The sequence below is a fragment of the Endozoicomonas sp. ALE010 genome, assembly GCF_049310165.1.
GTDB lineage: Bacteria > Pseudomonadota > Gammaproteobacteria > Pseudomonadales > Endozoicomonadaceae > Endozoicomonas.
On record NZ_JBLYNV010000070.1, the window covers coordinates 1 to 26,688 of the forward strand.

Below are 26,688 nucleotides of genomic sequence, written 5' to 3' on the forward strand. Positions count from 1 at the left end.
GCGGTGAACAGCACGGTCGAAACCTCGAGTACTGATGCAAACGCCGGCATCGGGGTTGACAAAACCACGGCGGTGAACAGCACGGTCGAAACCGTGGGTTGGCGTGCAAACGCCGGCATCGGGGGGGGGAGGGTTTTCGGTGTCGGAACGGTTGCCAACACCGCGGCGGTAAACAGCAATGTCACAACCTCGGGTTATGGTTCATACGCCGGCATCGGGGGGGGGGCGGTTTTAGATGGAGGAACGGTTGCCAACACCACGGCGGTGAACAGCCATGTCAAAACCACGGATAGTAATGCATACGCCGGCATCGGGGGAGGGTCGGTTTACCGTGAAGGAACGGTTGCCAACACCACGGCGGTGAACAGCCATGTCACAACCGCGGGTGAATGGGGACTCGCCGGCATCGGGGGGGGGGGGTTGCAGGAATGGTTGCCAACACCACGGCGGTGAACAGCCATGTCAAAACCACGGATAGTAATGCATACGCCGGCATCGGGGTGGGGGTGGTTTACCCTGGAGGAACGGTTGCCAACATCACGGCGGTGAACAGCCATGTCACAACCACGGGTAGTAATGAATACGCCGGCATCGAGGGTGGCTGGGTTATGGAAGAAATGGATACCAACACCAAGGCGGTGAACAGCTATGTCAATGGCAATAAAGAGAATTTTGGATCTATCTCCAATGATCAGCTTCTTTGCCAAAAAGCAGACCTACGTGTGTTAACAGCCAATTGCTCTCCGAAAACTGAATTTCTGGATGCGCTGGATTTTTCGAACAGTAATGCTTGCCCGGTAAATGCCGCTACAGTGTCAACTGCCGCTCAAGAGTCAACAGCTGGGACGGCGGCCGCCACAGTGTCAACAGGCGTTATAGCATCAACAGCCACTACAGCGTCAACAGCCGCTAAAGAGTCAACACCCACTACAGCATCAACAGCCGTTTCAGCATCAACAGCCGCTACGGTTGCAGCTACAGTGTCAACTGCCGCTAAAGAGTCAACAGCTGCGGTGGCGGCCGCCACAGTGTCAACAGACGCTACAGCATCAACACCCACTACAGCGTCAACAGCTGCGGCAGCAGCCGCCACAGCGTCAACAGCCGCTACAGCATCAACACCCATAAAGATTAATGATACAGAAACCCTGGGCAAGATTGGCCGACATCCCGCCTATCCACTGAACGGTACCTATCAACAGACGGCGGATATTGATGCCTCTCAATTCCATCAATCCATTGGTGATGAATGGGATCACTTCACCGGGCAGTACGATGGGAAGGATCATACCATCAGCGGCCTGTCTGGCTGTTTTGTTGACACTCTGGAAGGCAGCATCAGTAACCTTCGCTTTACCGGTGCCCGTATAAATTCCTATGAGCCGGCAGGTGTGGTGGCTTGTACTGTGAATGGCCAAGTCCGTAATATCCGGGCCGAAGATGTTCAAATTGCCACCTTGAGTAATTATGCAGACGCCGGCATCGGGGGGGGGATCGTTGGCGCTGGAGGAACGGTTGCCAACACCACGGCGGTGAACAGCAAAGTCCAATCCTTTGGTGGCAGTTCATACGCCGGCATCGGGGGTGGGTGGGTTAAAGATGGAGCAATGGTTGCCAACACCACGGCGGTGAACAGCACGGTCAAAACCAGGGGTTATGCTGCACACGCCGGCATCGGGGGAGGGGTGGTTAACGATGGAGCAACGGTTGCCAACACCACGGTAGTTAACAGCAGGGTCAAAACCTCGCATCACTATGCAAACGCTGGCATCGGGGGTGGGTGGATTGGCACTGGAGGATCGGTTGCCAACACCACGGCGGTGGACAGCACGGTCGAAACCAAGCATAAACTTGCCTACGCCGGCATCGGAGGGGGGGTGGTTTTAGATGGAGGAACGGTTACCAACACCACGGCGATGGACAGCACGGTCAAAACCAGGGGTATAAATTCACACGCCGGCATCGGGGGTGGGTGGGTTGGCGCCGGGAAAAAGCTTGCCAGATCCTCGGGTGTCAATACTAACGACGACATCAGGAGGTGGGCTGGCGTTGGAGGAACGGTTACCGACACCACAGCGTTGAACAGCAGGGTCGAAACCTCGCGTATGAATGCACACGCCGGCATCGGGGGCGGGGTGGTTAACCATGGAGCAACGGTTGCCAACACCAAGGCGGTGAACAGCACGGTCGTAACCTCGGAAGACCATGCCAAAGCTGCCATTGGGGGGGGAGTGGTTTACGATGGAGGAACGGTTGCCAACACCACGGCGATGAACAGCACGGTGGAAACCTCGGGTAAACTTGCATACGTCGGCATCGGGGGGGGAGTGGTTTTAGATGGAGGAACGGTTGCCAACACCACGGCGGTGGACAGCACGGTCAAAACCTCGGGTAAATTTGCACACGCCGGCATCGGGGGGGGAGTGGTTTACGATGGAGGAACGGTTGCCAACACCACTGCGGTGGACAGCACGGTCGAAACCTCGGGTAACTATGCACACGCCGGCATCGGGGCGGGAGTGGTTTACGATGGAGGAACGGTTGCCAACACCACGGTGGTGAACAGCAGGTTCGAAAGCAAGGGTTGGGATGCACCCCACCGCGTCGGGCGGAGGAGTGTTGGTGATGGAGGAGGGGTTGCCGACACCCCTGCGTTGGACGGCAGTAATGCCGCTACAGCGTCAACAGCCGCTGCGATGGGAATTACCACAGGTTCCCTTCTGGCAGCGGGCGGATTGGGGATTGCCGGCTATTCAACCTATCAATGGATTACCGGTTACCAGGAGGGGTTGCGTGGTCAGGAGCTGGCGATGAAACCACTTACCCGTGGTAAAGAACTGGCAAGCGCTGCGGTCAACTCAGTATCACAGGGTATTCAGGGAATCAGAGAACGAATGAACAGGCAGAGTGTTCCTGCGCAGGAACCAGCCCATGAAATGAGTTCGGTACAGACTAACTGAGCTGGAGTAGCTGGTCAGATGGAATCGAATATTTCTGGCTTCTTGTGCTGGTACTGTGCGAGGCACAACGGAGGGAGCATAGCCGTAGCGACCGGAGTTGTAACGAAGGCGAGTGTCGGCACAAGGAGCCAGAAGTATATGATTTCAGGGGTTAGGAGTTGTCTGGCAATAACTTCCCTATTTTCATTGCCTGATCCCGTTCGGACTGAGCTTGTCGAAGTTCGGTGGCACGACCCTTCGACAAGCTCAGGGTGAACGGTAATCGGGAACTTATTAAAAGACAATTCCTTAGCTACTTTTGCAGGAAAGCCACCATGAAGCCAACCTGAACACTTCACAGAACTCCCACGACTGTGTAAGAATATCTTGAAATATTTCTCCGGGACGGAGAAAGCTCAATTGCAACATTAATAAATGAACAGGCCATCGATTTGGAACTGGTTTCCTCGTTAGGGAAGACGACATTGTTGTTATTACTGCAACATTTACTCATACCCGGAAAAAATCCTAAGTGCCAGGTCAATTGTCAACCTGCCAGGGATCTTCGCCTGCTTTTTTTACTGTTATGGCTTTCGTTTTCCGGTTCATTAGTCGCCCAACCCATTTACCTCAGCGGTGACGATGCCATAACCAACCTGCCACTCGTGCCGGTTAATCCACCATCTGACATTTTTCAAAGCTCACTCCCAGACAGCCCCCTGAACTGGTATCGCCTGGATATTGAACTGTCGCCCTACTCCCCCCATGACTGGCTGATGGTGTTCCACCAGGTTCCCCATAAAAAGCTGGATGTTTTTATCCCGGTCAACAACGGGTATCAACTGACAAAAATGGGCATCGATGGTTCACCCTCAGGCATGGCACCCAACACCATGAAGCTGACACTCAAGCCCGGGGAAACCAAAACCTGGTATCTGCGTCATGATCCGGTAGCACTCAATCAGCTCAATCCTGAGTTATGGCCATCTCTGAACTACTATGAACTGCTGAGTGAGCAACAAACCGTCATCAGCTCGATTCAGACGCTGCTGATCGTCGCCTTGATTTTCATCTTTACCCTGACCCTCAGGAATCGAACCCCGGCCTTGTATCTACTGATCAGCCATCTGCTTGCTACCAACCTGATGATTCTGATGTGGGAAGGCGACATTTTTCGTGTTGTTTCATGGCCGGGGGAGCCGGGCCACTGGCTTATTCTGATAACTGCGGTGGTGCTGGTCACCGGTATTGCCAGCTATCGAACCCTGGCACTGCTGCCGGTCTACACCCCCAAAACGAATCGATTGATTGGTGCACTGAACATCGTTGCCATGGCGCTCGTGGTTTATGGAATCACCTCTGCCAGCAATGCATCAGAGGCAACCCTGAAACTTGCCGCCTATTCACTTCTGGCCAGTTTTACCCTGGTGGTGCTGGCTACCGCTTACTGTCTCTATAATGGCATTCGTCCGGCAAAAGTGGCCTTTCCTTCAGCACTGACCATGCTCATTTTACTCTCATGGTTATGGTATCCCAACGCAGAATCAGGAAGCTTGACGCCCTACCCTGAACTTCTACTTCTCTGTGTTCATGCAGCCCTCCTGCCTCTGTTTTACTGGTACGGGCACCAGCAGAACCTGAACCACGCCATGTCGATTAATGCCATCGCCCCTGCCAGCAGCAAACGGCGTATCTTTGAGTCAGCACTGCGTGAGCACCTGCAAACCCCGGACTCACCACTTTCCGACAATGAGCTGATCCAGAAAGTATTGGCCACCTTCGACGACGTATTACCCGGCGTTCCTGCCATGGTGTTTCGCCACCAGCAGGATGAATGGCACTTCAACCCCGGGGAAACCACTGATTACTCAAAAGCCGCTGAAAATTTAGCCAGGCAGCTGCCAGACATCGAAGAGGACTTGCTCAGCGTCATCGCTTCGGGCATCGAAACAAAAATCAACTTTAAAGACCGGTTTGGCACCATCTACTGGCTATTCCCCCTGAATATAGATGCCGGTAATAAAGTACTTATGGTACTGGCACCCTCCAGATATCATCGAAATGCCACCACCTGGCAAACCGCCAGCGATATCAGCAACCATGCGTGTACCCTCTTTCAAGCAAATCGACAGTCACTCTTCTGGCAGCAGCAGGCCAACCTTGACCCAATGACCGGCTTGCTGAACCGGCGTGCCTTCTGCCAGGAAACAGAGAATATCATTCAGGCTACTCTTGATTCTGACCCCATCCGCCCCTGCTGTGCCCTGTTTATGGACATTGATAACTTTAAACAACTGAATGATCTGCTGGGCCACAATGCCGGAGACCGGATACTTAAAACGACAGCTGTTATATGCCGCAAGTCTCTCCGGCATCAAGACTTACTGGGGCGTTACGGCGGAGAAGAGTTTGTGGCATTATTGCCCGATACAGAGCCCTGGCAGGCATTTCATGTGGCTGAACGAATGCGAAGAGCCATTGCCAGTGAACATGCAAAAAACAATCAATGGGAGAACATTCAGCCCACAACCGTGAGCATCGGTATTGCTGCCCTGTCCAAAGATGTGAACTCCCTGGACAGACTGCTTGAGGAGGCGGATACGGCAATGTACCAGGCAAAACAGACAGGTAAAAACCGGACATCAATCAGCGCAAGCCTGAACGATGTTCGTTTGCCAGCCACATAAGCCACTCAAAAAGAGAGAACAAGGTTACCACCTCAACGTATCCAAAAGCCCTGGTACATGGTTTCAATGAGTTTGACGGGTTGTCGTGCCTCCGCACTCCGTTCGCCCTGAGTGCTGAGCTTGACGAAGCATCGAAGGACCCATAGGGCCTAAAGGCGGAAACTCCGGGCTCTGATAGATCGTGCCAAGCACCCTTCGTCCGTGCATCCTGAGCGGAGCCGAAGGACGCTCAGGGTGAACGGAGATCGTACACGTCAAACTCATTGAAACCATGTACTAGTGTTGCTGTTTATTTGTCTGCCTGTAGCTTTTGCGAAGTGCTTCCGAGGCATAATAAGCGGGTGCGGCAACAAACGGCGATATTGCCTGCTTACCCGGTACCTCATTATTAAGTGTCTTGATAAAGCCAAGCTGGCTCAGCAGATTTTTCTCGTATTTTGCTCTTTCCCGGGCGGCTGTCATCATCAAGCCTGATTGTTCCCATTCGTCCGGCGAAAGTGAACGGCAATTAACCAATAACTCCTCCCCGACAGCGATATCCCTTAAGGCAAAATAGATAGGGAGGGTAAGATTACCAGAACGGGTATTCACTGAAACAAACGACATGCTGACATTGTTATCTTTGGCCCTGTTGGCCGCATTCAGGAAATGCATCGGTGTATAACGCTCGTTATCCGGCAAAAAGACAACCGTGTTCGTAGAATCTGAAGAAAGCCCTGCCATTGTGTATTTCGAGAGCGTTCGCTGCGTTTGATCCTTACCTCTGAGACCTGCCATCAGGGTCCGGTAGTAACTCATGAAATCCGGCATTTCAGTGGTCACTTTCTGATGCACATGCTCAGGTTTCCAATTGTGGTTATGCCTGGCCCACTCCCTTTTGTTGAGCACATAGCCAATACCGGAATAGACCCCGAGCAACTCCCCCCCCTTAACGGGTGCGCGGGCAAATACCCCGTAATTATTTTCTGGCTCTGCACCCGATGCATCAGAGCAGCTAAAGCCATAATCAACAAAACGGTATTCAAATCGCGCCTGAAAGTCTTGCCGGGCCTCTTGCTCAGACATGATCAACTGGTTCACCAGGCGGGATTGCAAAGCTTGATGCAATTGAAAGTCCGGCAGCAACTGACTTCTGGCCAGGCGCGACATCCAAAAATAAGGCTGGTAAGTATGCCCGGGAGGAAGTTCTGAGTCTGAAATAGCCCGGCTCCCCAACGCTCTATTGGCCATGCCCGGCCTATTGCTGCCAGTGGCGAAGGCCTGGTGTGCTGAATGGCGTGAAGGTTTGTTCGGTAGCGACAGAAGCATTGTTTCTTTTATTTCCCGATTGAATATGCTGGTGTCTGGCAGTGCACGTATATCTTCTGCCAGCTGCTCCAGGGCTGTTGCATCATCACTGTCATGCCCGGCGCGGTTGGCAGGGGTAGAGACATCTTCTGATGTTGCCACTCTCGAAGCTACAGATGCGGTGGTTGAATCGTCAGTTAATGGAGTTATCTTTGATTTAAATATATTTCCGGAAGAGATTGCAGCATCGCTATCAGAACCTGAGTGGCTGAGACTCGGCTCATCACTGCGGACAGCAACAACATCACGGGCAAAGGCCACGCCCTGACTTTGCTCGCCACTGGTGGATCCACATTGCTCATCATCCGGATCAGGGGGACGACTTCCAGCCATTTTTGCCGGTAACAGGGCATTGGGTTCCATAAGTTCCCTACTTTAAACTTGCAACAGCATTCTGAAAATCTCTGACAAAGTGTATGCCCAAAAGTTCAACTCACGGCAAAGCCCTTTGCTCATTAAAGTAACGAATACCCTTCCCTGACATCTGATCCATTTAAACAGACACAGCCCAACGTTTTTTCAGGAACAGGCACCTGCCACTATCGTAGATTTACATATAGGGATTTACGGTTGAGGCTGATTAGAATACCTCGTAAAACAGCCCTCCCCGCCGCAGGTTAACGCCAACATGTCGAATGCAACCGGCCTTCATAACAATGCTCCCGATAACCAGGAGCCACAGAAAAAAGAGCTGGACAACGTTGACCTTAAACTGGAAGGCCGTGACCTTCGCTGGCTTGAAAAAGTGGCCAGAGCCCCGCAACAGGAGCCCTGGAGTGTCATCATTCTGCAGTACGCATGGACGGCCGGCCCGGTCACCCTGATGGCCGCCTACTTTGGCTACTATTTTGCCTATGGCGAAATGATGCCGGTCGAACGGGCTTTTTATTTCCTCGGCTACTCGGTTATCGCGGTGGCACTGGGTATGGGCTACCGCCTGTTTCATAACATGACCCACGGTCGGCAACAGATAAGAGACCGGATAAACCTTCTGAACCTGATCGACCAGATTTCCGAGCTGATCTACCAGGTTCGTGACCTTGGCCAGGTGAATATGACAGAAAAACAACGTCGTATACACTCAGCAGGTATCCTGTTGCGCAAGCTTGATCTCGGCCCCGAGTGGGTTGCTGCCGCAATAGAAGACCTGACCGGTAACCAGCAACTGGCAAAACAGGCAGAGCGCATTGAAATATTCCGCCGCGCCGGACTTTATAACCGGATGCAAGACATCATCCATGAGGCCAAAGAAGAAGCAGACAGCGCCTGGCTCGCCCTCAATGAGAACCACCCACGAACCGCTGAGGCCCTGAAAAAGCGCCTGAACGGCATGGTTGCCCGCCCCCATGATGGACAGAAACGGGAACCCCTCTTTATTGAGCGGATTCTTTCCGCCATCGAGGAAGGCAATGAAAACCTGATGACCCTGCACGACGTGGAGGAGATACTCACCCTCTGTTTTGAGCTGATCTGCGGCCGGGAAATTGCCTACCTGAAACAGGGACGGGACAGCCTGCAATTAAAGCGTGCCCTGAAGAACTGGCAGATACTCTCCAGTAAATATCAAAATAATGAAAACCTGAAGCACAGTCTCACCATCTCGGAACAAACCATTTTCCTTGATCCACAAATCCAAAGGGCCATCGAAAGTGCCAATGCCACCAGTCTGGCCAATATTGAACCGGGCATGAGCGCCCGGACCAAAGCCGCCTGGGGAGAAGCGATGGCCGGTGCCGTGGCCAAGAACCTCGCCACCAGCGCGGAGAAACTGGCGCAAAACCTGATCCGTTATTACCGGGTGCCACTCAGTGACCAGACCATCAACTTTCTGGTTAAAACCTATAATGCCAGCCTGGAAAGGCTTCAGTTTATTGCCCGTTATGAGACACCATTGAGTGCTTCCTACTCTCTGGACAATGTCTCAGCCATGGAAGTTCCGGGGCCAAAAGATACCTGGCAAATTGATCTGTACAATGCCAAAAAGACCATCACCCGCCTGGGCCTGAAAGGCATGGCATAAACGGTGATCCAAAGCTACCAGCCGACCGTAGCTACCTGAACAGGACAATAAGTCAAACAGTATGCGGCATACCGAAATACACCTATTTTCTTACATAAGATACTATCTCTCGTTGATTACTTATTGCCCAGACCCGCTATCAAAGGCTAAATGATTTCACCGACCGTGTCTTTTCATACAAGGCCGCCGGATCCGGAACGCCCTCCGATTCCTGTTACCCTGTTGGGAGCCGCTGGCTGAAGCCACATTTACGTTCTATGATGCAGGTAGCTGGGCGTTACTCCAATTTTATCTATGGAGGAGTCGTATGATTCTGGAAGAAGTCATAGATCTCTCGCGCTTTCAATTTGCCATTACTGCGCTATATCATTTTTTGTTTGTTCCACTGACTATTGGCATGACCTTTATCCTTGCCATTATGGAATCCGTCTATGTGATGACGGGTAAACAGATCTACAAGGATATGACCAGATTCTGGGGCAAACTCTTTGGTATCAACTTTGCCGTGGGCGTCGCCACCGGCCTGACCATGGAGTTCCAGTTTGGTACTAACTGGTCCTACTATTCCCACTATGTTGGCGATATTTTCGGCGCACCACTCGCCATTGAAGCCCTGATGGCCTTCTTCCTGGAATCCACTTTCGTAGGCATGTTCTTCTTCGGTTGGGATCGCCTGAGTAAAGTGCAGCACCTGGCCTGTACCTGGTTGATGGCCATAGGCACCAACCTGTCGGCACTCTGGATTCTGATTGCCAACGCCTGGATGCAGAACCCGGTGGGTGCCGAGTTCAACTTTGAAACCATGCGCATGGAGATGACCAGCTTTGCCGACCTGGTATTCAACCCGGTGGCACAGGTGAAGTTTATCCATACGGTAGCGGCGGGTTATACCACTGGCGCTATTTTCGTCCTGTCCATTTCTGCCTACTACCTGCTGAACCATCGTGATATCGGCTTTGCCCGCCGCTCTTTCGCCGTGGCTTCAGGATTTGGTCTGGCGGCTATTCTGTCCGTTATTCTTCTGGGTGACGAATCCGGCTATGAGCTGGGCGATGTTCAGGAAGTAAAACTGGCTGCCATTGAAGCAGAATGGGACACCCACCCGGCACCGGCCAGCTTCACCGTGATCGGTATTCCTGACCAGGAAACCATGCAAACCGATTACGCCATCAGAATTCCTTACCTGATGGGCATTATTGCCACCCGCTCACTGGATGAAGAAGTCACGGGCATCAAAGACCTGATTGAAAACAAGATAGTCCGTATCCAGAGTGGCATGGAGGCCTACGACCTGCTGCAAAAACTGAAAAGCGGCCAGGATACACCGGAAAACCGGGCAGCCTTCCTGGAAGTGGTGGATGACCTCGGCTACGGCCTGTTGCTGACCCGCTACACCGACAACATTCCTGCGGCCACCGATGCCATGATCCGTCAAGCGGCAGAAGATGCTATTCCAACCGTATGGCCTCTGTTCTTTGCCTTCCGCATCATGGTTGGCTGTGGCGTCCTGATGCTGCTGCTCCTGGTGACGGCATTTGTCAAAACCGCCCGTCGCAATGAATACAAAAGTCGCTTCTTCCTGAAACTCTGCCTCTGGTCGCTGCCCCTTCCCTGGATTGCCAGTGAAATGGGCTGGTTTGTGGCAGAATTCGGCCGTCAGCCATGGTCGATCTCAGGCATTCTGCCCACCTATCTGTCGGCATCCACCCGGACAGTCACCGACCTCTACCTGAGCATCGCCGGCTTCACGCTTTTCTACGGCATCTTTGCCGTCATTGAAGTCTGGCTGCTGGTGAAGTACGCCAGACTGGGTCCAAGCAGCCTGCACACCGGCCGTTACCACTTCGAACAACAGCAGGCCCTAACCGATGCTGTGGTTTCTGACAGTCCCCTCCACGGAAAAGCATAAGGAGCGATGACGATGGATTATGAAATTCTCCGATTTATCTGGTGGGTACTGATCGGCGTCCTGTTTATCGGTTTTGCCATTATGGACGGCTACGATCTTGGCACAGCCAACCTTCTGCCATTCATGAGCAAAAACGACACTGAACGTCGTATCATGATCAATGCCGTTGCGCCCCACTGGGACGGCAACCAGGTTTGGCTCATCACGGCCGGTGGTGCGCTATTTGCCGCCTGGCCAACCGTCTATGCGACTGCTTTCTCCGGCTTTTACTGGGCAATGGTTCTGGTGCTATTTGCCCTGTTGATTCGCCCGATGGCTTTCGACTACCGCTCAAAACTGCCTGACCCACGCTGGCGCAACGCCTGGGACTTGGGACTGTTTGTCAGCGGTATTGTCCCATCCCTGGTATTTGGTGTTGCCTTTGGCAACATCTTTGTCGGCTTTGGCTTTGCGCTGGACGACTTTATGCGTTCCAGCTTCTCTGGCTCATTCTTCGACCTGCTCAACCCATTCTCACTGTTGTGCGGTGTGGTCAGTGCCGCCATGCTGACCATGCAGGGCGCTGTCTGGCAGAAAATGCGTTCTGGCGAACCCATCCGTCACCGTGCAGCAACGGTCGCCCGCTACTCTGCCCTGCTGACCATGGTGGCATTTGCCGCGGCAGGTTTCTGGGTTGCCCATATCAACGGTTACCAGGTCACCAGTATTCTGGATACCAATGCGCCATCCAACCCGCTGGAAAAAACCGTCACGCTTGCTCAAGGTGCCTGGCTGAATAACTACAGCCAATACCCCATCATGATCATTGCCCCGGTACTTGGCTTCCTGGGTACCCTAGGCGTCATGATCTTCTCCGGCACCAGACAGGATGGGCTTAACTTTACCTGCTCATCCCTGGCACAGGCCGGCATTATCATGACCGCAGGTTTCAGTCTGTTCCCGTTTGTACTGACCTCAAGTACCGACCCATCCTTCAGCCTGACCCTCTGGGACGCAACCTCCAGCTTTATGACCCTGGCCATCATGACCGGCGTTGCCGTGGTGTTTGTTCCCATCATCCTTGGCTACACCATCTGGTGTTTCTACAAACTCTGGGGTCGCATGACCGCCGAGCGCATTGAGAAAGAAAGTCATTCACTTTACTAAAGAGGCAGCCGAACAATGTGGTATTTTGCATGGATCCTGGGTGTACTGCTGGCTTGCGCCTTTGGGATTATTAATGTGATGTGGTACGAATTTCATTCGGACAATTTTGATAATGAAGTCAATGAGTTAGACTGATTGAAATTTTTTTAGGTTGCAATTTGATTGTAACCTGAGCCTCAAAAACGGTACCAAACCGTACCTTTGCTGCGTTTTGTGGTGAATGGTATTCGGGGAAAATGGTACCGTTTTTTTGTATCTATCTGGTACACCTTGGTTTTCCCACAACCATCGAATAAACTCCCGCCTCAACCACTGCATAAGAAGTGCTTTCAAACCATGAAAACCCGCGATCTGCTCAAACTTCCAGACCTCAAACTGGCCCAGGCCATCAGCACCATGAAAGGCAAGGAATGCGAGAAACACGCCAGGAACTACACCAAAATTCTGGGCATAGAATTTGAAAAAGCGATTATGCACGCCACCCACGCCGCCATGTTCAGCCAGAGCGACGAGCCGGTCAAACTGCGCACCTATAAAGCCATAGTTGATCTGGTGGCTAGCGATACTGAATACGGCGAAAGGGAAGCAACAATTCTTACTGCACTGCTATTAGCCCATATCAGCAAAAGAATGGATCGGGTTCAGTCCCTTGTTACTCAAACGCCACCATTTGCCATGTCGTGAAGTTCAAGCACTAACTATGAGTTCAAAGAAACCGACCTATACGCCACTGCAAGGCCAGTATCTGTCGTTTATTTACTACTACACGAAGATCAACGGCATGCCACCAGCGGAAAAGGATTTGCAGCGGTATTTTCAGGTTACTCCTCCCACCGTTCACCAGATGGTAGTGAAACTGCACCAGCTTGGCCTGATTAGTAGGGTACCTGGACAAGCCCGGACAATGAAGGTGGAGATTCCTGTTGAAGAACTGCCCTTTCTTGATTAAATAAACCGTTGGTCGCGAAATTAGCTCAGAACCTGCTCATTCCCAAAGTGGACAGCTTTTCCCTTTCCCTTCGCAAATGCACGACTACCGCCAAACACCTTACATGCGTACAATGACTATCTTCCCAAAATTTACCTCTGAGCTATCTGGTCCCATGCTCCCCGGCGTCAATAAAAGACAATGGTAAAAACCACGGGCGGTAGCGTACCCAGTTAAAACAAAATGGAACTGTAGCCGTGCTTCTGGACAACAAACAGAATGGTAAGGTGGGCGAAGAGCTACGCCGACACCTGACCAAAGGAACAAAGCTGTCTGTACTCTCTGGCCTATTCTCCATCTATGGTTTTGACTCGCTAAAGAAAGAATTATCTTCTGTAGAAGAAATACGTCTGTTGCTATCCAAATCACTGCAACCAGAAACAGCTCACAATACCCCCTTTGCTGAGCTAATCGGTGACCGCTGTGAATACCGCCTCAGAAATCAGCTCAACCAGATGCAAATCGCCAAAGAATGTGCCCGATGGATTGAGCGCAAAGTAGAAGTACGCTCCACCTGTATGGCCAATCAGAATATCTTCCATCTCAGCCAGGCAGATAACAACGATACCGCCATTCAGGGTAGTTCAAATTTCACCAGCACAGGGCTTGGTTACAGTGAGTCTGATCAGTTTGATATGAATATGTGCCTGACAGACAGCACTGCCACCCAAGGTATGCTGGAGTGGTTTGATGCCATCTGGGACAGCCCGTCAGCCAGCGACGCCAAACAACTTCTATTGGACCAGCTTAACCAGCTGACTCAAGATCAATCGCCCCAGTTCATCTACTTTCTGACCCTTTATCATCTGTTCAAAGATTTCCTGGAAGAGATCGACGAAGACAGCATTATCAAAAGCAAAACCGGTTTTAAAGATACCCTGGTCTGGAACAAACTCTACAAATTCCAGAAAGACGGTGTGCTTGGTGCCATCGACAAACTGGAACGCTATAACGGCTGCATCATTGCCGACAGTGTGGGCCTGGGTAAAACCTTCTCTGCCTTGGCAGTTATCAAATACTACGAACTGCGTAACGACCGGGTCCTGGTTCTTGCCCCCAAAAAGCTGCGGGAAAACTGGACCGTTTACACAGTGAACGACAAGCGCAATTTATTGGCGGCAGACCGGTTCAACTACGATGTACTCAACCACACGGACCTGACCCGCACCACCGGCATATCCGGTGAGATCAATCTGGAAACCATCAACTGGGGCAACTATGACCTGATCGTGGTTGATGAATCCCATAACTTCCGTAACAGCAGCTCCGCTAAAGAAGGTCATACCCGCTACTCCCGGCTGATGGATGACATCATCCGCTCCGGGGTAAAAACCAAAGTACTGATGCTCTCGGCAACACCGGTCAATAACCGGATGAACGACCTGAAAAACCAGGTCGCCTTCATCACCGAAGGGCAAGACACCGCCTTTGAAGCACAAGGCATCAGCAGCATAGAAATCACCCTGAAAAAAGCCCAGACCCAGTTTAATCAATGGCTAAAGCTCGACGAAGCACAGCGCAGCACCGAATCGCTTTTGGAAGGCATGAATTTCGACTACTTCAAGCTACTCGATCTTCTCACCATTGCCCGCTCCCGCAAGCATATTGAAAAGTACTATGACATCGCAGAAATCGGAGCCTTCCCGGAACGCCTGAAGCCACTCAATATCAAGGAAGACATCGACTCAAACGGCCAGTTTCCCCCGCTTAAAGAGATCAACCGCATCATTCGGCGCTTAAACCTCAGTGCTTACGCGCCACTGAAGTATGTCCGGATGGAAAAACGGGCAGAATATAACCGCAAATACGATGTTCAGGTCAATGAAGGTTCAGTGTTCAAAATGGTGGATCGTGAGCAGAGCCTGATTCACCTGATGCGGGTAAACCTGCTGAAACGGATGGAAAGTTCCATCCACTCCTTCGCACTGACCCTGAAAAAACTGCTCGGTGCCGTGGACTTGCTGCTGAGCAAACTGGACAACCATGCCAGCGATGAGGTTGAAGAACTCAGCATTAACGATATCGAGGTAGACTCCCCGGAGTTTGACGCTTACCTCATTGGTAAAAAGGTCAAAATCCTGATCAAGGATATCGATCACATCCTCTGGCGCCAGGACCTGGAAGAAGACCGCACCCGTCTGCAACAACTGTTAACGGAAGCTCAGGCCATCGATGCAAAGCGGGATGCCAAGTTGCATCGCCTGCAAGCCATCATTGAGCGTAAATGTCAGCAGCCTCTGAACCAGGGCAATAAAAAGGTGATTATCTTCACCGCCTTTGCGGATACCGCCCAATACCTGTATCAGCACATTGCGCCGTGGGTCAGCCAGCAGCTCGGGCTGCATACGGCACTGGTGACCGGAGCAGGCAGCAATAAAAGCACGCTCGCCGGTGTCAGCAATGACCTGAACAACCTGTTAACGGCCTTCTCGCCCGTCTCCAAAGAGCGAATCAAGGTGAATGATAGCCCCGGCGATGAGATTGATATTCTGATCGCCACCGACTGCATCTCCGAAGGTCAGAACCTGCAAGACTGCGACTTCCTGATCAACTACGACATTCACTGGAACCCGGTCCGCATTATTCAGCGATTTGGCCGGGTAGATCGCCTCGGCTCAAAAAATAGCGTTATCCAGCTCGTCAACTTCTGGCCCAATATGGAGCTGGACGAATACATCAACCTGGAAGCCCGGGTCAGTGGTCGTATGGTGCTGCTGGATATATCCGCCACTGGTGAAGAAAACGTCATTGAGCAGGACAGCGGTAAACAGATGAACGATCTGGAGTACCGCCGCAAACAGTTGCAGGAATTACAAGACAATGTTGTAGACCTGGAAGATATTTCCGGCAGTGTTTCCATTACTGACCTGACACTGAATGACTTCCGAATGGATCTGTCGGGCTTTATGAAAGAGCATCTGGGCGATCTGGAATCCGCTTACACCGGGTTATTTGCCGCCAGCGCCATTGATCCTGCGTTTATTCGCCAGACCGGTGATCACACCATTGAGCCGGGTGCGCTCTTCTGCTTAAGGCAACTCACTGCTCAAGAACCATCGTCGTCCGATGGCTATGCGCTGGCACCGCACTATCTGGTCTATGTCACCGACGACAATGAGGTGAAGTACCCGTTCAGCCAAACCAAAAAGATGCTGGATATCCTGAAAAAACAGGGGCTCGGTCATCACCTGCCCAGCCAGGAAGCCATTGACTCATTCAACGCCATAACCCGATATGGCAAAGACATGGAGCATTACCGGCAACTGCTGGAAACGGCGATCAGCAGCATTATTGGCACCCATCAAGAAAAAGGCATCGACAGCCTGTTCAGCCGTGGCGGTACGCGACTGAATCAGGGGCGCTTCCAGGGCATAGACGATTTTGAAGTGGTCAGTTTTCTGATCATACGGGAACCGGCTCAGGCTGCAGCCCCATGACCCTGAACGACTTTTACCAACAACTGGCCATACCCGATAGCTGCCGACTGCAACGGCGCATCTACAAAAAACAGCTGTTTAGTAACGTCGCCTTCAGCAAGAGCGACCAAAAACGGATCAATGAGCAGATCGACACGCTGGCGCTTCGCTACAGCCTGAGTCCGGAGACCATCAATATTTCCAGATACGAAGACCCACAGCGGGAATATCTGGAAATAGCGCTGCTGCAAATCACCCTGAAAAAGCTAACCAACACCGATAAACAAACGGCCAAACTGGCAGAGCTGATCCAGAAGGCGATTCCCTACCCCACCATTGTTGTGTTTGTCCGGGAAAGTCAGATCGCCATCTCCCTTGCCCACAAACGGATCAACCTGGCCGACAGCAGCAAACTCACGCTTGAGCGCAGTTTCGATACCGGCTGGCTGGATTTATCGCGGCTCACCCTTAATCAGCAGGCGTTTCTTGCGGATTTTGCGCTACCGCGATGCAGCTTTATCAATTTCTACCAGTGCTATCAGGATCTGGTACGCCGGGTGGTGGCACTGAACTGCGCCGATTTGACCGGTCACTACACACTGACCAAAGACACAGAAAGCGAACGGCAAACCCGACTGGATCAGTTACGCAGCCACCAGCAACAGGTGTCGCTATTGCGAGCCGAACTGAAACAGGAAACCCGGTTTAACCACAAGGTTGAACTGAATATGCAGATTAAACGGCTGGATCAACAGATTCAGACGCTGAAAACCCAGCTGTAATTCATTAACGGATAGAGATTCCCTCCATGGAAAAAATCACCCAGGGCCATCATGGCAGCCTGAGCCTGGATATGGTTCAGGACAACATCAGCAAACTGAAACAGCTCTTTCCAGAATTGATCACGGAAGACGCCAGCGGCGCAAAAATTGATGTGGATGTGCTGAAAGAACTGGTGGGCAATCAGGTGATAGATGGTGATAAGGAACGCTATAACTTCACCTGGCATGGCAAAGCCGCCGCCCGTCGTCTGGCGCAAACACCCTCTACCGGCACCCTTCGCCCCTGCAAAGAAGAATCAAAAGACTGGGACACCACGCAAAACCTGTTTATTGAAGGTGATAACCTGGAAGTGCTGAAGCTGCTGCAAAAGAGCTATCACAAAAAGGTGAAGATGATTTATATTGATCCGCCTTATAATACGGGGAAGGATTTTATCTATCCGGATAATTATCGAGACAATATAAAAAATTATTTGGAGCTGACCGGTCAAGTTGGGGAAGAAGGTCATAAGCTTTCCGCTAACTCAGAAACATCAGGACGTTATCATACTCATTGGTTAAGTATGATGTACCCTCGGTTAAAGCTAGCAAGGAATTTAATAAAAGAAGATGGCTTTATCGCTGTAAGCATTGATGATGCTGAAATCAAAAACATGCTTGAAATCTTAAATGATATTTTTGGAGAGCAGAATCACCTAGCAACATTATGCTGGGATAAAAACAGAAAAAATGATGCTAAGTTTTTCTCTGTTGGTCATGAATACATGATTATATTTGCAAAAAACAAACAACTCCTCAAAGATTTAAATACAGAGTTGAAAGAACCTTTACCTGGCATTGCGCAAGCAAAGAGAATAATTGAAGAATCAACCAAAAAGCATAATTCTGATTGGGATAAAGTTAGAGAAGACTGGCTAAACTGGTTTAAAGAAATCCCCTTGTCTGATCCACGCAGAAGATTAATGAGGTACTCTAAAGTCGGACCTAGAGGTCCATATAGAGATGATGGCAATATCAGTTGGCCCGGTGGAGGTGGACCACAATATGAAGTTCTTCATCCTATCACAAATGAGCCAGTGCCAGTGCCCGGTAGAGGATGGGTATACCCTACAGCTGAAAGATTTTGGGAAGAGTATAACAATGGAAAAGTTGTATTCGGTGACGATCACCAAACTTCGGCTCGAATTGCCAGTTATCTTTTTGAGAGCAATGGTCAAGTCATGCCCTCTGTTTTTTACAGTTATGCGCAAACCATAACCCAAGAATTCATTGAACTTATGGGGGATAAAATATTCGACAACCCAAAAGGCGTTAGTGATCTTTATCGAGTAATTTCTTATTTAACATTAGAAAACGATTTAGTATTAGATTTTTTCTCCGGTTCATGTACTACTGCACATGCTGTCATGAAAATCAATTCAACTATCAACAAGAATCTAAAATTCATAATGGTACAGCTCCCGGAACCTTGCAATAAGAAAACTTTGGCATTTAATCATGGTTTTAAAAAAATATCTGAAATTGGCAAAGAAAGGATTAAGCTTGCAGGCGTTGATATTCAAAACAACCAAGATACAAAATACAGTGTTGATACAGGTTTTAAATCATTCAAACTCGATTCCAGCAATATAAAACCCTGGGATGCCGATTTCGACAACGTGGAAGATATGATTGCCGCAGCGGATGATAGCCTGAAAAAAGACCGCTCCGCCGACGATGTACTCTACGAAATCCTGCTGAAATACGGCCTCGACCTCACCCTGCCCATCGAAGAACACATTCTGGCCGGTAAAACCGTGCACAACATTGGCAACGGCGCTCTGATGATCTGCCTGGATGATGAAATCACTCTCGATGTCGTCAATGCCATTGGAGGCCTCAAGAAAGAACTGCAACCGGAAGTCATGCGCGTGGTGTTCAAAGACGCTGGCTTTGCTGACCCAGTCGTTAAAACCAATGCCATTCAGGTGCTCAAGCAGTTTGGCATTGATGATGTGAAAAGTATCTAAGGACGGGATAGACAATGAAGATTCAATTTGATCCCGATCTGGATTATCAAAAAGTGGCCATCGATTCGGTGGTCAGTGTCTTTGAAGGCCAGGAAACCTGCCAGACTAACTTTTCCGTACCGGCTTACAGTGCCCCTGCTGCCCATCAGGCTGATCTCTATCAGGGATCGGAATACGATGATCTGGGTGTGGGTAACCGATTGGAGCTGCTGCCCGATGAGCTGCTGGATAACGTGCGACAGGTGCAGCTGAATCAGGGCCTCAAACAATCCAAAAAGCTGAACTCCATGGACTTTACCGTGGAGATGGAGACCGGCACCGGCAAAACCTACGTTTACCTGCGCTCAGCCTTTGAGCTGAACCAGCGCTACGGCTTCACCAAGTTTATTATTGTGGTGCCATCGGTGGCCATTAAGGAGGGGGTGTTCAAGTCGCTGCAAATTACCGAGCAGCACTTTAAAGAGCAGTACAACAACGTTCAGTACGATTACTTTGTCTACGATTCTCAAAAGCCGGACCAGGTTCGCAGCTTTGCCACCAATGATTATATTCAGATCATGGTGATCAATATTGATGCCTTTCGCAAAAGCTTTACCGATCCGGATAAAGAGACCAAAGCCAACCTGATCCACCGAACCCACGACAAACTCAGTGGTATGAAGCCCATCGAGTTTATCCGTTCGACCCATCCGGTGGTGATTATTGATGAACCTCAGAGTGTGGACACCACCGCCAAGTCCAAAGAAGCGATTGCTTCTCTGAACCCGCTGTGTACCTTCCGCTATTCTGCGACCCATAAAGACAAGCACAACCTGCTGTACAAGCTGGATTCCATTGATGCTTACGAGCAGAAGCTGGTGAAACAGATTGAAGTGGCCCATATCGATGTGCGCGATGGGCACAACAAGGCCTACATCAAACTGCTCGACACCAGAAGCAATAACAGTGGCATCTCGGCAAAGATCGAAATGGATGTCATGCAGTCCGGCAAGGTCAAGCGGGTGGTTAAAACCGTCAAAGCCAACGATGACCTGTATGAGTTGTCTGGCGGTCGTGATGTCTATGAAGGCTATGTCATCAACGATATTTACTGCAAAACCGGCGATGAATACATCGACTTTACCAGCAAGCCCGATGAGATCCGCAAAGGTGAGCTGATTGGCGGTGTCGATGACGATGAGTTTAAGCGTCTGCAAATCCGCAAGACCATTGAAGAACATCTGGAAAAAGAGCTGTTGCTGATTCCCATGGGCATTAAGGTCCTCAGCCTGTTCTTTATCGATAAAGTCGCCAATTATCGCTTTTACCAGGATGGCGTTGCCCAGCCAGGCAAGTACGCCAAAATCTTTGAAGAAGAGTATGTCAATATTGCCCGCAAAGGGAAATATCGCAGCCTGTTTGAAGAGACCTCGCCAGAGGCGTTAGTGAGCCAGCTTCATAATGGTTACTTCGCCATTGATAAAAAGAAAGACAGCGCTGGTGAAGCACAGTTTAAAGACTCCAAACTCTCTGCCAAGGGCGAAGGCGGGAAAACGGCAGCGGATGAAAGCGCCTACAATCTGATCATGAAAGAGAAGGAACGGTTGCTGAGCCTGGACTGCAAACTGAAGTTTCTGTTCTCCCACTCTGCGCTGAAAGAAGGCTGGGATAATCCCAATGTGTTCCAGATTTGCACCCTGAACGAAACCGCCTCAGTGATTAAAAAACGACAGGAGATTGGTCGTGGTCTTCGCATTGCCGTTAACCAGCAGGGCGAACGGGTTCATGGTTTTGAGGTGAACACGCTGACCGTGATGGCCAATGAGTCCTATGAGGATTTTGTCGCCAGTCTGCAAAAAGAGATCGAGGAAGAAGAAGGCATTCGCTTTGGCGTGGTGGACGACCACCTGTTTGCCAATATCGTGATCAGACACCAGGGGGGAAAACCGGAATTTCTTGGCGCTGAGAAGTCAGAACAGATATGGCAACACCTGCTGGATGCCGGTTATATCGACAAGAAAGGCAAAGTTCAGGATGATCTTAAAACGGCGCTGAAGGAGGGCAACCTTGACCTGCCTTATGACGTGATGGCCCAATCAGAGCAGATTCAGGCAGTACTGAAGAAAGTAGCGGGCGGCCTTAACATCAAAGACAGCAGCAAGCGGGAAACGGTAAAACTGAATAAGGCTGTGTTCCTGGGTGAAGAGTTCAAGTCGTTGTGGGAGCGCATTAAATACCAGACCACGTACCGGGTGGATTTTGATCACCATGCCCTGGTAGAAGAGTGTGCCAAAACCATTGAGAAAGATCTGGTGGCCGGTAAAACCAAGTTTGAATACGCCAAAGGCACCGTCGCCACCAAGCGCAGTGGACTAGAGGTAACGGAGAGCAAAACTCAAACCTATACCTATGATGCCAAAGACTATAAGTTGCCGGACATCGTCAGTTATCTGCAAAACGCCACTAACCTGACCCGTCGCTCAATCGTCAGCATCCTTACCCGGTGCAACCGACTTGATGCCTTTCGTAATAACCCGCAGAAGTTCATTGATGAAGCCACTAATATCATCAAACTGGTGATGCGCCGATCTATTGTGGATGGCATCAAATACCAGAAAATTGGTGATGAACATTTCTACTGTCAGGAGCTGTTCCAGGATAAGGAGCTGAAAGGCTATCTGGGTAAGAATATGCTCAAATCCGGGAAATCGGTGTATGACCATGTTATTTACGATTCCGATGTAGAGCACGACTTTGCCGAAGCCTTTGAGAAAAGCGAAGAGGTGAAGGTTTACGCCAAACTGCCAGACTGGTTCAAAATTGATACCCCGCTGGGCACCTATAACCCGGACTGGGCGGTGCTTGTGGAGAACAATGGCAGCCAGAATCTTTATTTTGTGGTGGAAACTAAAGGCTCACTGTTCAGTGATGCCCTGCGGCCAACTGAGCAAGCGAAGATTGATTGTGGGCGGGAACACTTTAAGGCATTGGGTGAAAATGTTAGCTTTGCCAAGGCTAATAATTTTGAGTCTTTTGTTGATCAGGTGGCGGGATAAGCCACTTATTCAGTAAATAAAGGCAGCACTAACACAGCCGATTAACGCAGATTACGACTCTTTATACAGGTATTTCAATGTCACCAGGAAATTTTCTCGAGGGTTTGTTTTATAAAGCTTCATCAGAGCATTGGACTGATATTTTTATTTGGTTAATTCTGGGTGTATTTGTACTGGCTATTTTTGAGGCAAGACGTGGAAAACATTCACGTTTTCTCGAACATGCACCCAACGTCATGACTTCACTGGGTATTCTGGGAACCTTTACCGGGATTATCATTGGTCTGGTGCATTTCCAGCCCGATAAGATTGATGAGAGTATTTCATTACTGTTAGATGGTCTGAAAACAGCCTTTATCACCAGTTTGGTGGGTATGTTTGCTTCGATTCTCTTCAAAGCGTTGGATGCATGGAAATTTGCCCCGATGAGGGAAGATGGAGAAGAGAAAGAAGATGTAACCCCTAAGGATATTTACCAACAGCTATCAGGTCAGACAGAGCTTTTAACCCAGTTGAGAGAAAGCTTGGCCGGTAACGAGGAAGGCTCAGTTAATGGTCAATTAAAGAATCTTCGCAGCGATCTTCGAGATGCAGCCAAAAAACGTGATGAAGAGTATCAAGCTTTTTCTCTGAAGCTTTGGGCTCAAATGGAGAATTTTGCGGATATGCTCTCCAAGTCGGCCACCGAACAAGTTATCGAAGCTCTGAAGCAAGTTATTGTGGAGTTTAATCAAAATCTGACAGAACAATTTGGAGAAAACTTTAAAGCCCTGGATGCTTCGGTCAAAAAACTGGTGGATTGGCAACAGCAATATATGGAACAGCTGACCCAAATGAGCCAGCAATACGCAGAGGGAGTCAAAGCAATAGACAGTACCCGGGATGCCGTATCCACCATCAGTGAAAAAACAGGAGAAATCCCGGCGTCTATGGATCAGCTGAAAGCTGTTCTGGAAGTTAATCAGCATCAAATTGCGGAGCTCCAGCGCCATTTAGAGGCATTTGTAAATATGCGAGACCAGGCAGTTAAGGCAGTGCCTGAAATTCAGTCTCAAGTTAAGGGAGTAGGAGATCAGCTTCAGCAAGGCGCACAGGAAATGAAAAAGGTTATGTTGGAAGGTGCGACCCAATTCAGTACCTCCGTCAACCAGACCAATGCCTCTATTACCAGTATGGCCGATAGCCTCACAAGTAATGCCGACTCGATCACTACCACTTTGAAAGATGGATCTGAACAGGTTCATAAAACCACCAGAGATATGGTGGAGCGTCTTGAACACAGCAGTAAGAATCTTCAGGGTGAGCTTGAGCGATCTATTAGTGCAGTGCTTACCACCATCCAGGACCAGTCAAAGAAATCTCTTGGTGCTGTTGAAGGTCAAATCCGCGAGGCTGTCAGCCGTTCAGGCGAAGGGGTTAACAGACAGCTTGCGGCACTTGACCAGTCATTGCAGCAGGAGCTGAACCGGGTAATGCAAGAAATGGGTAAAGCACTGACCAGCATCACACAGAAGATGGCCGAAGACTATCACCGTATGGTTTCCACTCATAAGCCGCCCCGGGACAATGACAAGGGGTACGGTTACTGATGAAGAAAATCATAGGGCAATCCAGCAAGGCCAATCACCAGGACAGTGAACACTGGATGAATGTTTCCGACCTTATGGCCGGGCTGATGATGGTTTTCCTGTTCATATCCATTGCCCTAATGCGCTCTGCCATTATTGAACGGAACAAAATCAAAGATGTTGCAATTGCGTACCAGGGCAACCAGGTGGCTATTTATGAAAGTCTGATGGCAGAGTTTAAGGATGATCTGGCAAAATGGGATGCTGAAATTGACAGGGATTCTCTGGCTTTCAGGTTCAAATCGCCGGATATTTTATTCGACACAGGCAAGTCCGAAGTTACTGATTCATTCAAGCTTATTTTAAGTAATTTCTTTCCGAGATTTCTCTCTACCCTCGAACAGTTTAGTGATGTAGTTGAAGAAATAAGAATCGAAGGGCATACCAGCTCTGACTGGGAGGGTTCAAGTACGGAAGATGCATATTTCAATAATATGAATCTTTCCCAAAAAAGGACAAATTCTGTTCTGAAATATATTCATGATACAGAAGCCAATAAACAACGCAGAGATTGGATCAGAATGAATGTCGCTGCTGTTGGTTATTCGTCCTCAAGACCGATATTGACAGATGATGGATTGGAAGATGCCATTAGATCTCGTCGGGTTGATTTCAGAGTGGTTACGAACGCTGAAACACAAATAAGAAAAATTCTTGTGGAATAATCAATATGAAGCTTGACGTTGACTTTAGTGCTTTGTGGAATATTGCCAGCCAAATTGGAGCCCGTCGCAGTGACTTCTCACTGGATGAAGAAGTCAAACCTATCAAGGAAATTGATGTTCGTTTGGGCGGTGAGGGTATTGAGGTTAACCCGGAAGAACTGCAATTAAGGGGTGGTCTTTTCTCTTATGAGGGCCGGCAGGTAGTACTTTATATTCCCAACCATACGAACAGAGATATTGAAAAAGCATTAATTGATAAATCAGTCCGAAAAAAGTTTCATGTTGGCTTCTGTTCTCATCTTGAAAAAATGAAAAAACAAAAACAATTTGAAAAATATAAGGCAACAAATAATCTATCAGGCGAATTTCGTATTTTCGGAAAAAGTAAAATTGATCGAATCACAAAAGAAGGGGATGTCAGTCTTGATGTGTGCATGTACTGTCTTGAAAAGCTCAATTATCAGGGAGCTTCTGACAGAGCCATTCGCCGGACGGTAAGGGATTCCTTTGATATACCACAGTTTTTCTCCACTTATAGTTCCTTCTTTCCTTATTTACCCAGCGGTATTGGAGGCGACCCCAGTAAAGCAGACTATACACCTGATTGGCCAACTGTTTCTGCAAACTACAAGGCATCAAGGAGCTATACCTGTGAAAACTGTCATGTAAACCTGAATAGCCACAAAAGCCTGCTTCATACCCATCATATCGACACCATTCCAGGAAATAATCGCCCTGAAAATCTTCAGGCACTCTGTGTTGATTGTCACCGAAAAGAGCATGGTCACATGCATGTCAAACATCGTGACATGCAAATTATTACCCAGCTTAGACTGGAACAAGGTTTGATTGAGAAACAGTGGAGCAAGGTACTCCAGCTCGCCGATTCAGCACTCGATGGTGTGCTTAGAAAGTTACAAAAGAAAGGGTATCAACCTCCAGAAATTGGCTACTCAATCACCAACAATCGTGGTGATGTTATTGCTATCACCGATGTTGCCTGGCCTGAGAATAAATTAGCCATAACCATCGAAAAGATTGATCAGGCTATACCAGGCTGGAAGATTGTTCAGCCTGAAGATTTCTTATGAAAAAATAAAACCCTTGCCAATCAATAATGATCAAGTTGATGGGGTCGATATGGCTTGTATATTTATTGAACGTGATTCTCGTATATGCAGCCAGCCACTATCAAACTGTTCCTTGTCAAAGGCAGCCCAACCGGACTGCGTACCGCCGAAATTTCCAATTGGACAGGCAAGGCCATTGCCGGACCTCGAAGCGATCTTGATGATTTTCTGACTTGGCCAGAGTTGAGCAGCCCAGGGGTTTATCTGCTAACGGGCACTGATTCTGAGTCTGGAGATCCGGTTTTTTACATAGGCGAAGCAGAGGACGTTTCCAAGCGGCTGAAACAGCATGCCAAAAATGAGGAAAAAGACTACTGGATTCATACCTCTGCCTTTGTCAGCAAAGACGATAACCTGACGAAAGCCCATATACGCTACATAGAGGGAAAACTGATTCAGTTGGCTCAAACTAATAAGCGAACCATTATCATGAATAATGCTGCAAGCGGCTCTTCATTGCCTGAAGCGGATCGTGCAGAAATGGATGTTTATATTGAGCGCATGTTGCAGCTACGAAAACCGGGGTCGAAAACCGGGGTCGCGAAAACCGGGGTCGGGTCTTGATTCTTGATCTGATCGTCTTACACTTCCACTTCGTACTGCGCTAGGTTGGGCGCAACTCCCTTTACCTCCCCGTTCTGAATAAATGCCTTCTGCCCGACACTAACACCCTCCCCCTTAACTGTAATCACCGAACCACTCCGAAGCTCTGCCTGACTGGTGCCATTGCCGTTATTGGCGGTAATGGTGGCCACGATCCGCATCCCTTCAGGAATGAGTGCTTTGAACTGCTGCCAGATATTTGTGGTTGCCATTAGTAGTGCCTCTCCAATTCAATGCTTTGAATAACGGTTCCCACGCCACTGGCACTGATACTGGTCGCCAGACAGAGGGCTTTGCATATTCTGGTAAACGTGAACGCTAATTCTGGTAAGCGTGAACACCTCCGCTTACCCAAGCACTGCCCTCCTTTATTTGTAGCCTGAG

General features: G+C 49.6%; 19 protein-coding genes. 17 read left to right on the top strand and 2 right to left on the bottom strand.

Annotation, left to right across the window (positions count from 1 at the left end; genetic code table 11):
- The 3 genes from ACO6UY_RS20965 to ACO6UY_RS20975 all read left to right on the top strand — a co-directional run.
- Positions 1–453: hypothetical protein (locus tag ACO6UY_RS20965; protein WP_422491112.1), on the top strand; the 453-nt coding region annotated here is incomplete at its 5' end.
- On the top strand, positions 429–2,960 hold the full coding sequence (locus tag ACO6UY_RS20970; RefSeq protein WP_422491114.1) for a hypothetical protein: 2,532 nt from the start codon (positions 429–431) through the stop codon (positions 2,958–2,960). The genes ACO6UY_RS20965 and ACO6UY_RS20970, both read left to right, overlap by 25 nt.
- A gap of 431 nt (positions 2,961–3,391) precedes the next feature.
- Positions 3,392–5,626, top strand: a complete 2,235-nt coding sequence (locus ACO6UY_RS20975; protein ID WP_422491115.1) for a diguanylate cyclase — start codon at positions 3,392–3,394, stop codon at positions 5,624–5,626.
- Positions 5,627–5,902: 276 nt separating this feature from the next.
- On the opposite strand, the gene ACO6UY_RS20980 is transcribed toward ACO6UY_RS20975, so the two are convergent.
- The gene (locus tag ACO6UY_RS20980) at positions 5,903–7,336 is read right to left on the bottom strand and encodes an SET domain-containing protein-lysine N-methyltransferase (RefSeq protein ID WP_422491116.1); all 1,434 of its coding nucleotides are present in this window, start codon (positions 7,334–7,336) and stop codon (positions 5,903–5,905) included.
- A gap of 265 nt (positions 7,337–7,601) precedes the next feature.
- Between ACO6UY_RS20980 and ACO6UY_RS20985 the strand changes: the two genes are divergently transcribed.
- The 14 genes from ACO6UY_RS20985 to ACO6UY_RS21050 all read left to right on the top strand — a co-directional run bounded on the left by ACO6UY_RS20985 (position 7,602) and on the right by ACO6UY_RS21050 (position 26,265).
- On the top strand, positions 7,602–8,993 hold the full coding sequence (locus ACO6UY_RS20985) for a hypothetical protein (protein ID WP_422491118.1): 1,392 nt from the start codon (positions 7,602–7,604) through the stop codon (positions 8,991–8,993).
- Between the two features lie 307 nt (positions 8,994–9,300).
- Positions 9,301–10,902, top strand: coding sequence for a cytochrome ubiquinol oxidase subunit I (locus tag ACO6UY_RS20990; RefSeq protein ID WP_422445410.1), 1,602 nt, complete (start codon positions 9,301–9,303; stop codon positions 10,900–10,902).
- A gap of 12 nt (positions 10,903–10,914) precedes the next feature.
- On the top strand, positions 10,915–12,048 hold the full coding sequence (cydB, locus tag ACO6UY_RS20995) for a cytochrome d ubiquinol oxidase subunit II (protein ID WP_422491119.1): 1,134 nt from the start codon (positions 10,915–10,917) through the stop codon (positions 12,046–12,048).
- A 15-nt stretch (positions 12,049–12,063) separates the two neighbouring features.
- Positions 12,064–12,183, top strand: coding sequence for a cytochrome bd-I oxidase subunit CydX (cydX, locus tag ACO6UY_RS21000; protein WP_422445412.1), 120 nt, complete (start codon positions 12,064–12,066; stop codon positions 12,181–12,183).
- Between the two features lie 201 nt (positions 12,184–12,384).
- The gene (locus ACO6UY_RS21005; protein ID WP_422491120.1) at positions 12,385–12,732 is read left to right on the top strand and encodes a hypothetical protein; all 348 of its coding nucleotides are present in this window, start codon (positions 12,385–12,387) and stop codon (positions 12,730–12,732) included.
- Positions 12,733–12,748: 16 nt separating this feature from the next.
- A complete protein-coding gene (locus ACO6UY_RS21010; RefSeq protein WP_422491122.1) occupies positions 12,749–12,997 on the top strand; it encodes a LexA family protein in 249 nt (82 codons plus the stop codon).
- A gap of 236 nt (positions 12,998–13,233) precedes the next feature.
- A complete protein-coding gene (locus ACO6UY_RS21015) occupies positions 13,234–16,473 on the top strand; it encodes a helicase-related protein (RefSeq protein WP_422491123.1) in 3,240 nt (1,079 codons plus the stop codon).
- Positions 16,470–17,234 carry a DUF4391 domain-containing protein gene (locus tag ACO6UY_RS21020; protein WP_422491125.1) on the top strand — a complete coding sequence of 255 codons (765 nt, stop codon included), beginning with the start codon at positions 16,470–16,472 and terminating at the stop codon, positions 17,232–17,234. The genes ACO6UY_RS21015 and ACO6UY_RS21020 overlap by 4 nt, the downstream gene beginning before the upstream one ends.
- Before the next feature lie 26 nt (positions 17,235–17,260).
- A complete protein-coding gene (locus tag ACO6UY_RS21025; RefSeq protein WP_422463131.1) occupies positions 17,261–19,243 on the top strand; it encodes a site-specific DNA-methyltransferase in 1,983 nt (660 codons plus the stop codon).
- Positions 19,244–19,257: 14 nt separating this feature from the next.
- Positions 19,258–22,278 (top strand): type III restriction-modification system endonuclease, encoded by a 3,021-nt coding sequence (locus ACO6UY_RS21030; RefSeq protein ID WP_422491127.1) that lies wholly within the window; start codon positions 19,258–19,260, stop codon positions 22,276–22,278.
- A 77-nt stretch (positions 22,279–22,355) separates the two neighbouring features.
- Positions 22,356–23,867 carry a MotA/TolQ/ExbB proton channel family protein gene (locus ACO6UY_RS21035; protein ID WP_422463135.1) on the top strand — a complete coding sequence of 504 codons (1,512 nt, stop codon included), beginning with the start codon at positions 22,356–22,358 and terminating at the stop codon, positions 23,865–23,867.
- The gene (locus tag ACO6UY_RS21040) at positions 23,867–24,571 is read left to right on the top strand and encodes an OmpA/MotB family protein (RefSeq protein ID WP_422463137.1); all 705 of its coding nucleotides are present in this window, start codon (positions 23,867–23,869) and stop codon (positions 24,569–24,571) included. Before ACO6UY_RS21035 ends, ACO6UY_RS21040 begins: the two co-directional genes overlap by 1 nt.
- 5 nt (positions 24,572–24,576) lie before the next feature.
- Positions 24,577–25,662, top strand: coding sequence for an HNH endonuclease (locus tag ACO6UY_RS21045; RefSeq protein WP_422463139.1), 1,086 nt, complete (start codon positions 24,577–24,579; stop codon positions 25,660–25,662).
- A gap of 84 nt (positions 25,663–25,746) precedes the next feature.
- Positions 25,747–26,265, top strand: coding sequence for a GIY-YIG nuclease family protein (locus ACO6UY_RS21050; RefSeq protein WP_422491128.1), 519 nt, complete (start codon positions 25,747–25,749; stop codon positions 26,263–26,265).
- A gap of 17 nt (positions 26,266–26,282) precedes the next feature.
- Here ACO6UY_RS21050 and ACO6UY_RS21055 read toward each other — a convergent pair whose 3' ends face one another.
- The gene (locus ACO6UY_RS21055; protein WP_422491129.1) at positions 26,283–26,516 is read right to left on the bottom strand and encodes a hypothetical protein; all 234 of its coding nucleotides are present in this window, start codon (positions 26,514–26,516) and stop codon (positions 26,283–26,285) included.
- Between the last annotated feature and the right edge of the window lie 172 nt (positions 26,517–26,688).

Coding starts and splice junctions, on each gene's coding strand:
- cydB (WP_422491119.1), top strand. CDS start 10,915: ATGGATTATGAAATTCTCCGATTTATCTGGTGGGTACTGATCGGCGTC.
- ACO6UY_RS21010 (WP_422491122.1), top strand. CDS start 12,749: ATGAGTTCAAAGAAACCGACCTATACGCCACTGCAAGGCCAGTATCTG.
- ACO6UY_RS20990 (WP_422445410.1), top strand. CDS start 9,301: ATGATTCTGGAAGAAGTCATAGATCTCTCGCGCTTTCAATTTGCCATT.
- ACO6UY_RS21035 (WP_422463135.1), top strand. CDS start 22,356: ATGTCACCAGGAAATTTTCTCGAGGGTTTGTTTTATAAAGCTTCATCA.
- ACO6UY_RS20980 (WP_422491116.1), bottom strand. CDS start 7,336: ATGGAACCCAATGCCCTGTTACCGGCAAAAATGGCTGGAAGTCGTCCC.
- ACO6UY_RS21045 (WP_422463139.1), top strand. CDS start 24,577: ATGAAGCTTGACGTTGACTTTAGTGCTTTGTGGAATATTGCCAGCCAA.
- ACO6UY_RS21020 (WP_422491125.1), top strand. CDS start 16,470: ATGACCCTGAACGACTTTTACCAACAACTGGCCATACCCGATAGCTGC.
- ACO6UY_RS21040 (WP_422463137.1), top strand. CDS start 23,867: ATGAAGAAAATCATAGGGCAATCCAGCAAGGCCAATCACCAGGACAGT.
- ACO6UY_RS21025 (WP_422463131.1), top strand. CDS start 17,261: ATGGAAAAAATCACCCAGGGCCATCATGGCAGCCTGAGCCTGGATATG.
- cydX (WP_422445412.1), top strand. CDS start 12,064: ATGTGGTATTTTGCATGGATCCTGGGTGTACTGCTGGCTTGCGCCTTT.
- ACO6UY_RS21055 (WP_422491129.1), bottom strand. CDS start 26,516: ATGGCAACCACAAATATCTGGCAGCAGTTCAAAGCACTCATTCCTGAA.
- ACO6UY_RS21005 (WP_422491120.1), top strand. CDS start 12,385: ATGAAAACCCGCGATCTGCTCAAACTTCCAGACCTCAAACTGGCCCAG.
- ACO6UY_RS20985 (WP_422491118.1), top strand. CDS start 7,602: ATGTCGAATGCAACCGGCCTTCATAACAATGCTCCCGATAACCAGGAG.
- ACO6UY_RS21030 (WP_422491127.1), top strand. CDS start 19,258: ATGAAGATTCAATTTGATCCCGATCTGGATTATCAAAAAGTGGCCATC.
- ACO6UY_RS20970 (WP_422491114.1), top strand. CDS start 429: ATGGTTGCCAACACCACGGCGGTGAACAGCCATGTCAAAACCACGGAT.
- ACO6UY_RS21050 (WP_422491128.1), top strand. CDS start 25,747: ATGCAGCCAGCCACTATCAAACTGTTCCTTGTCAAAGGCAGCCCAACC.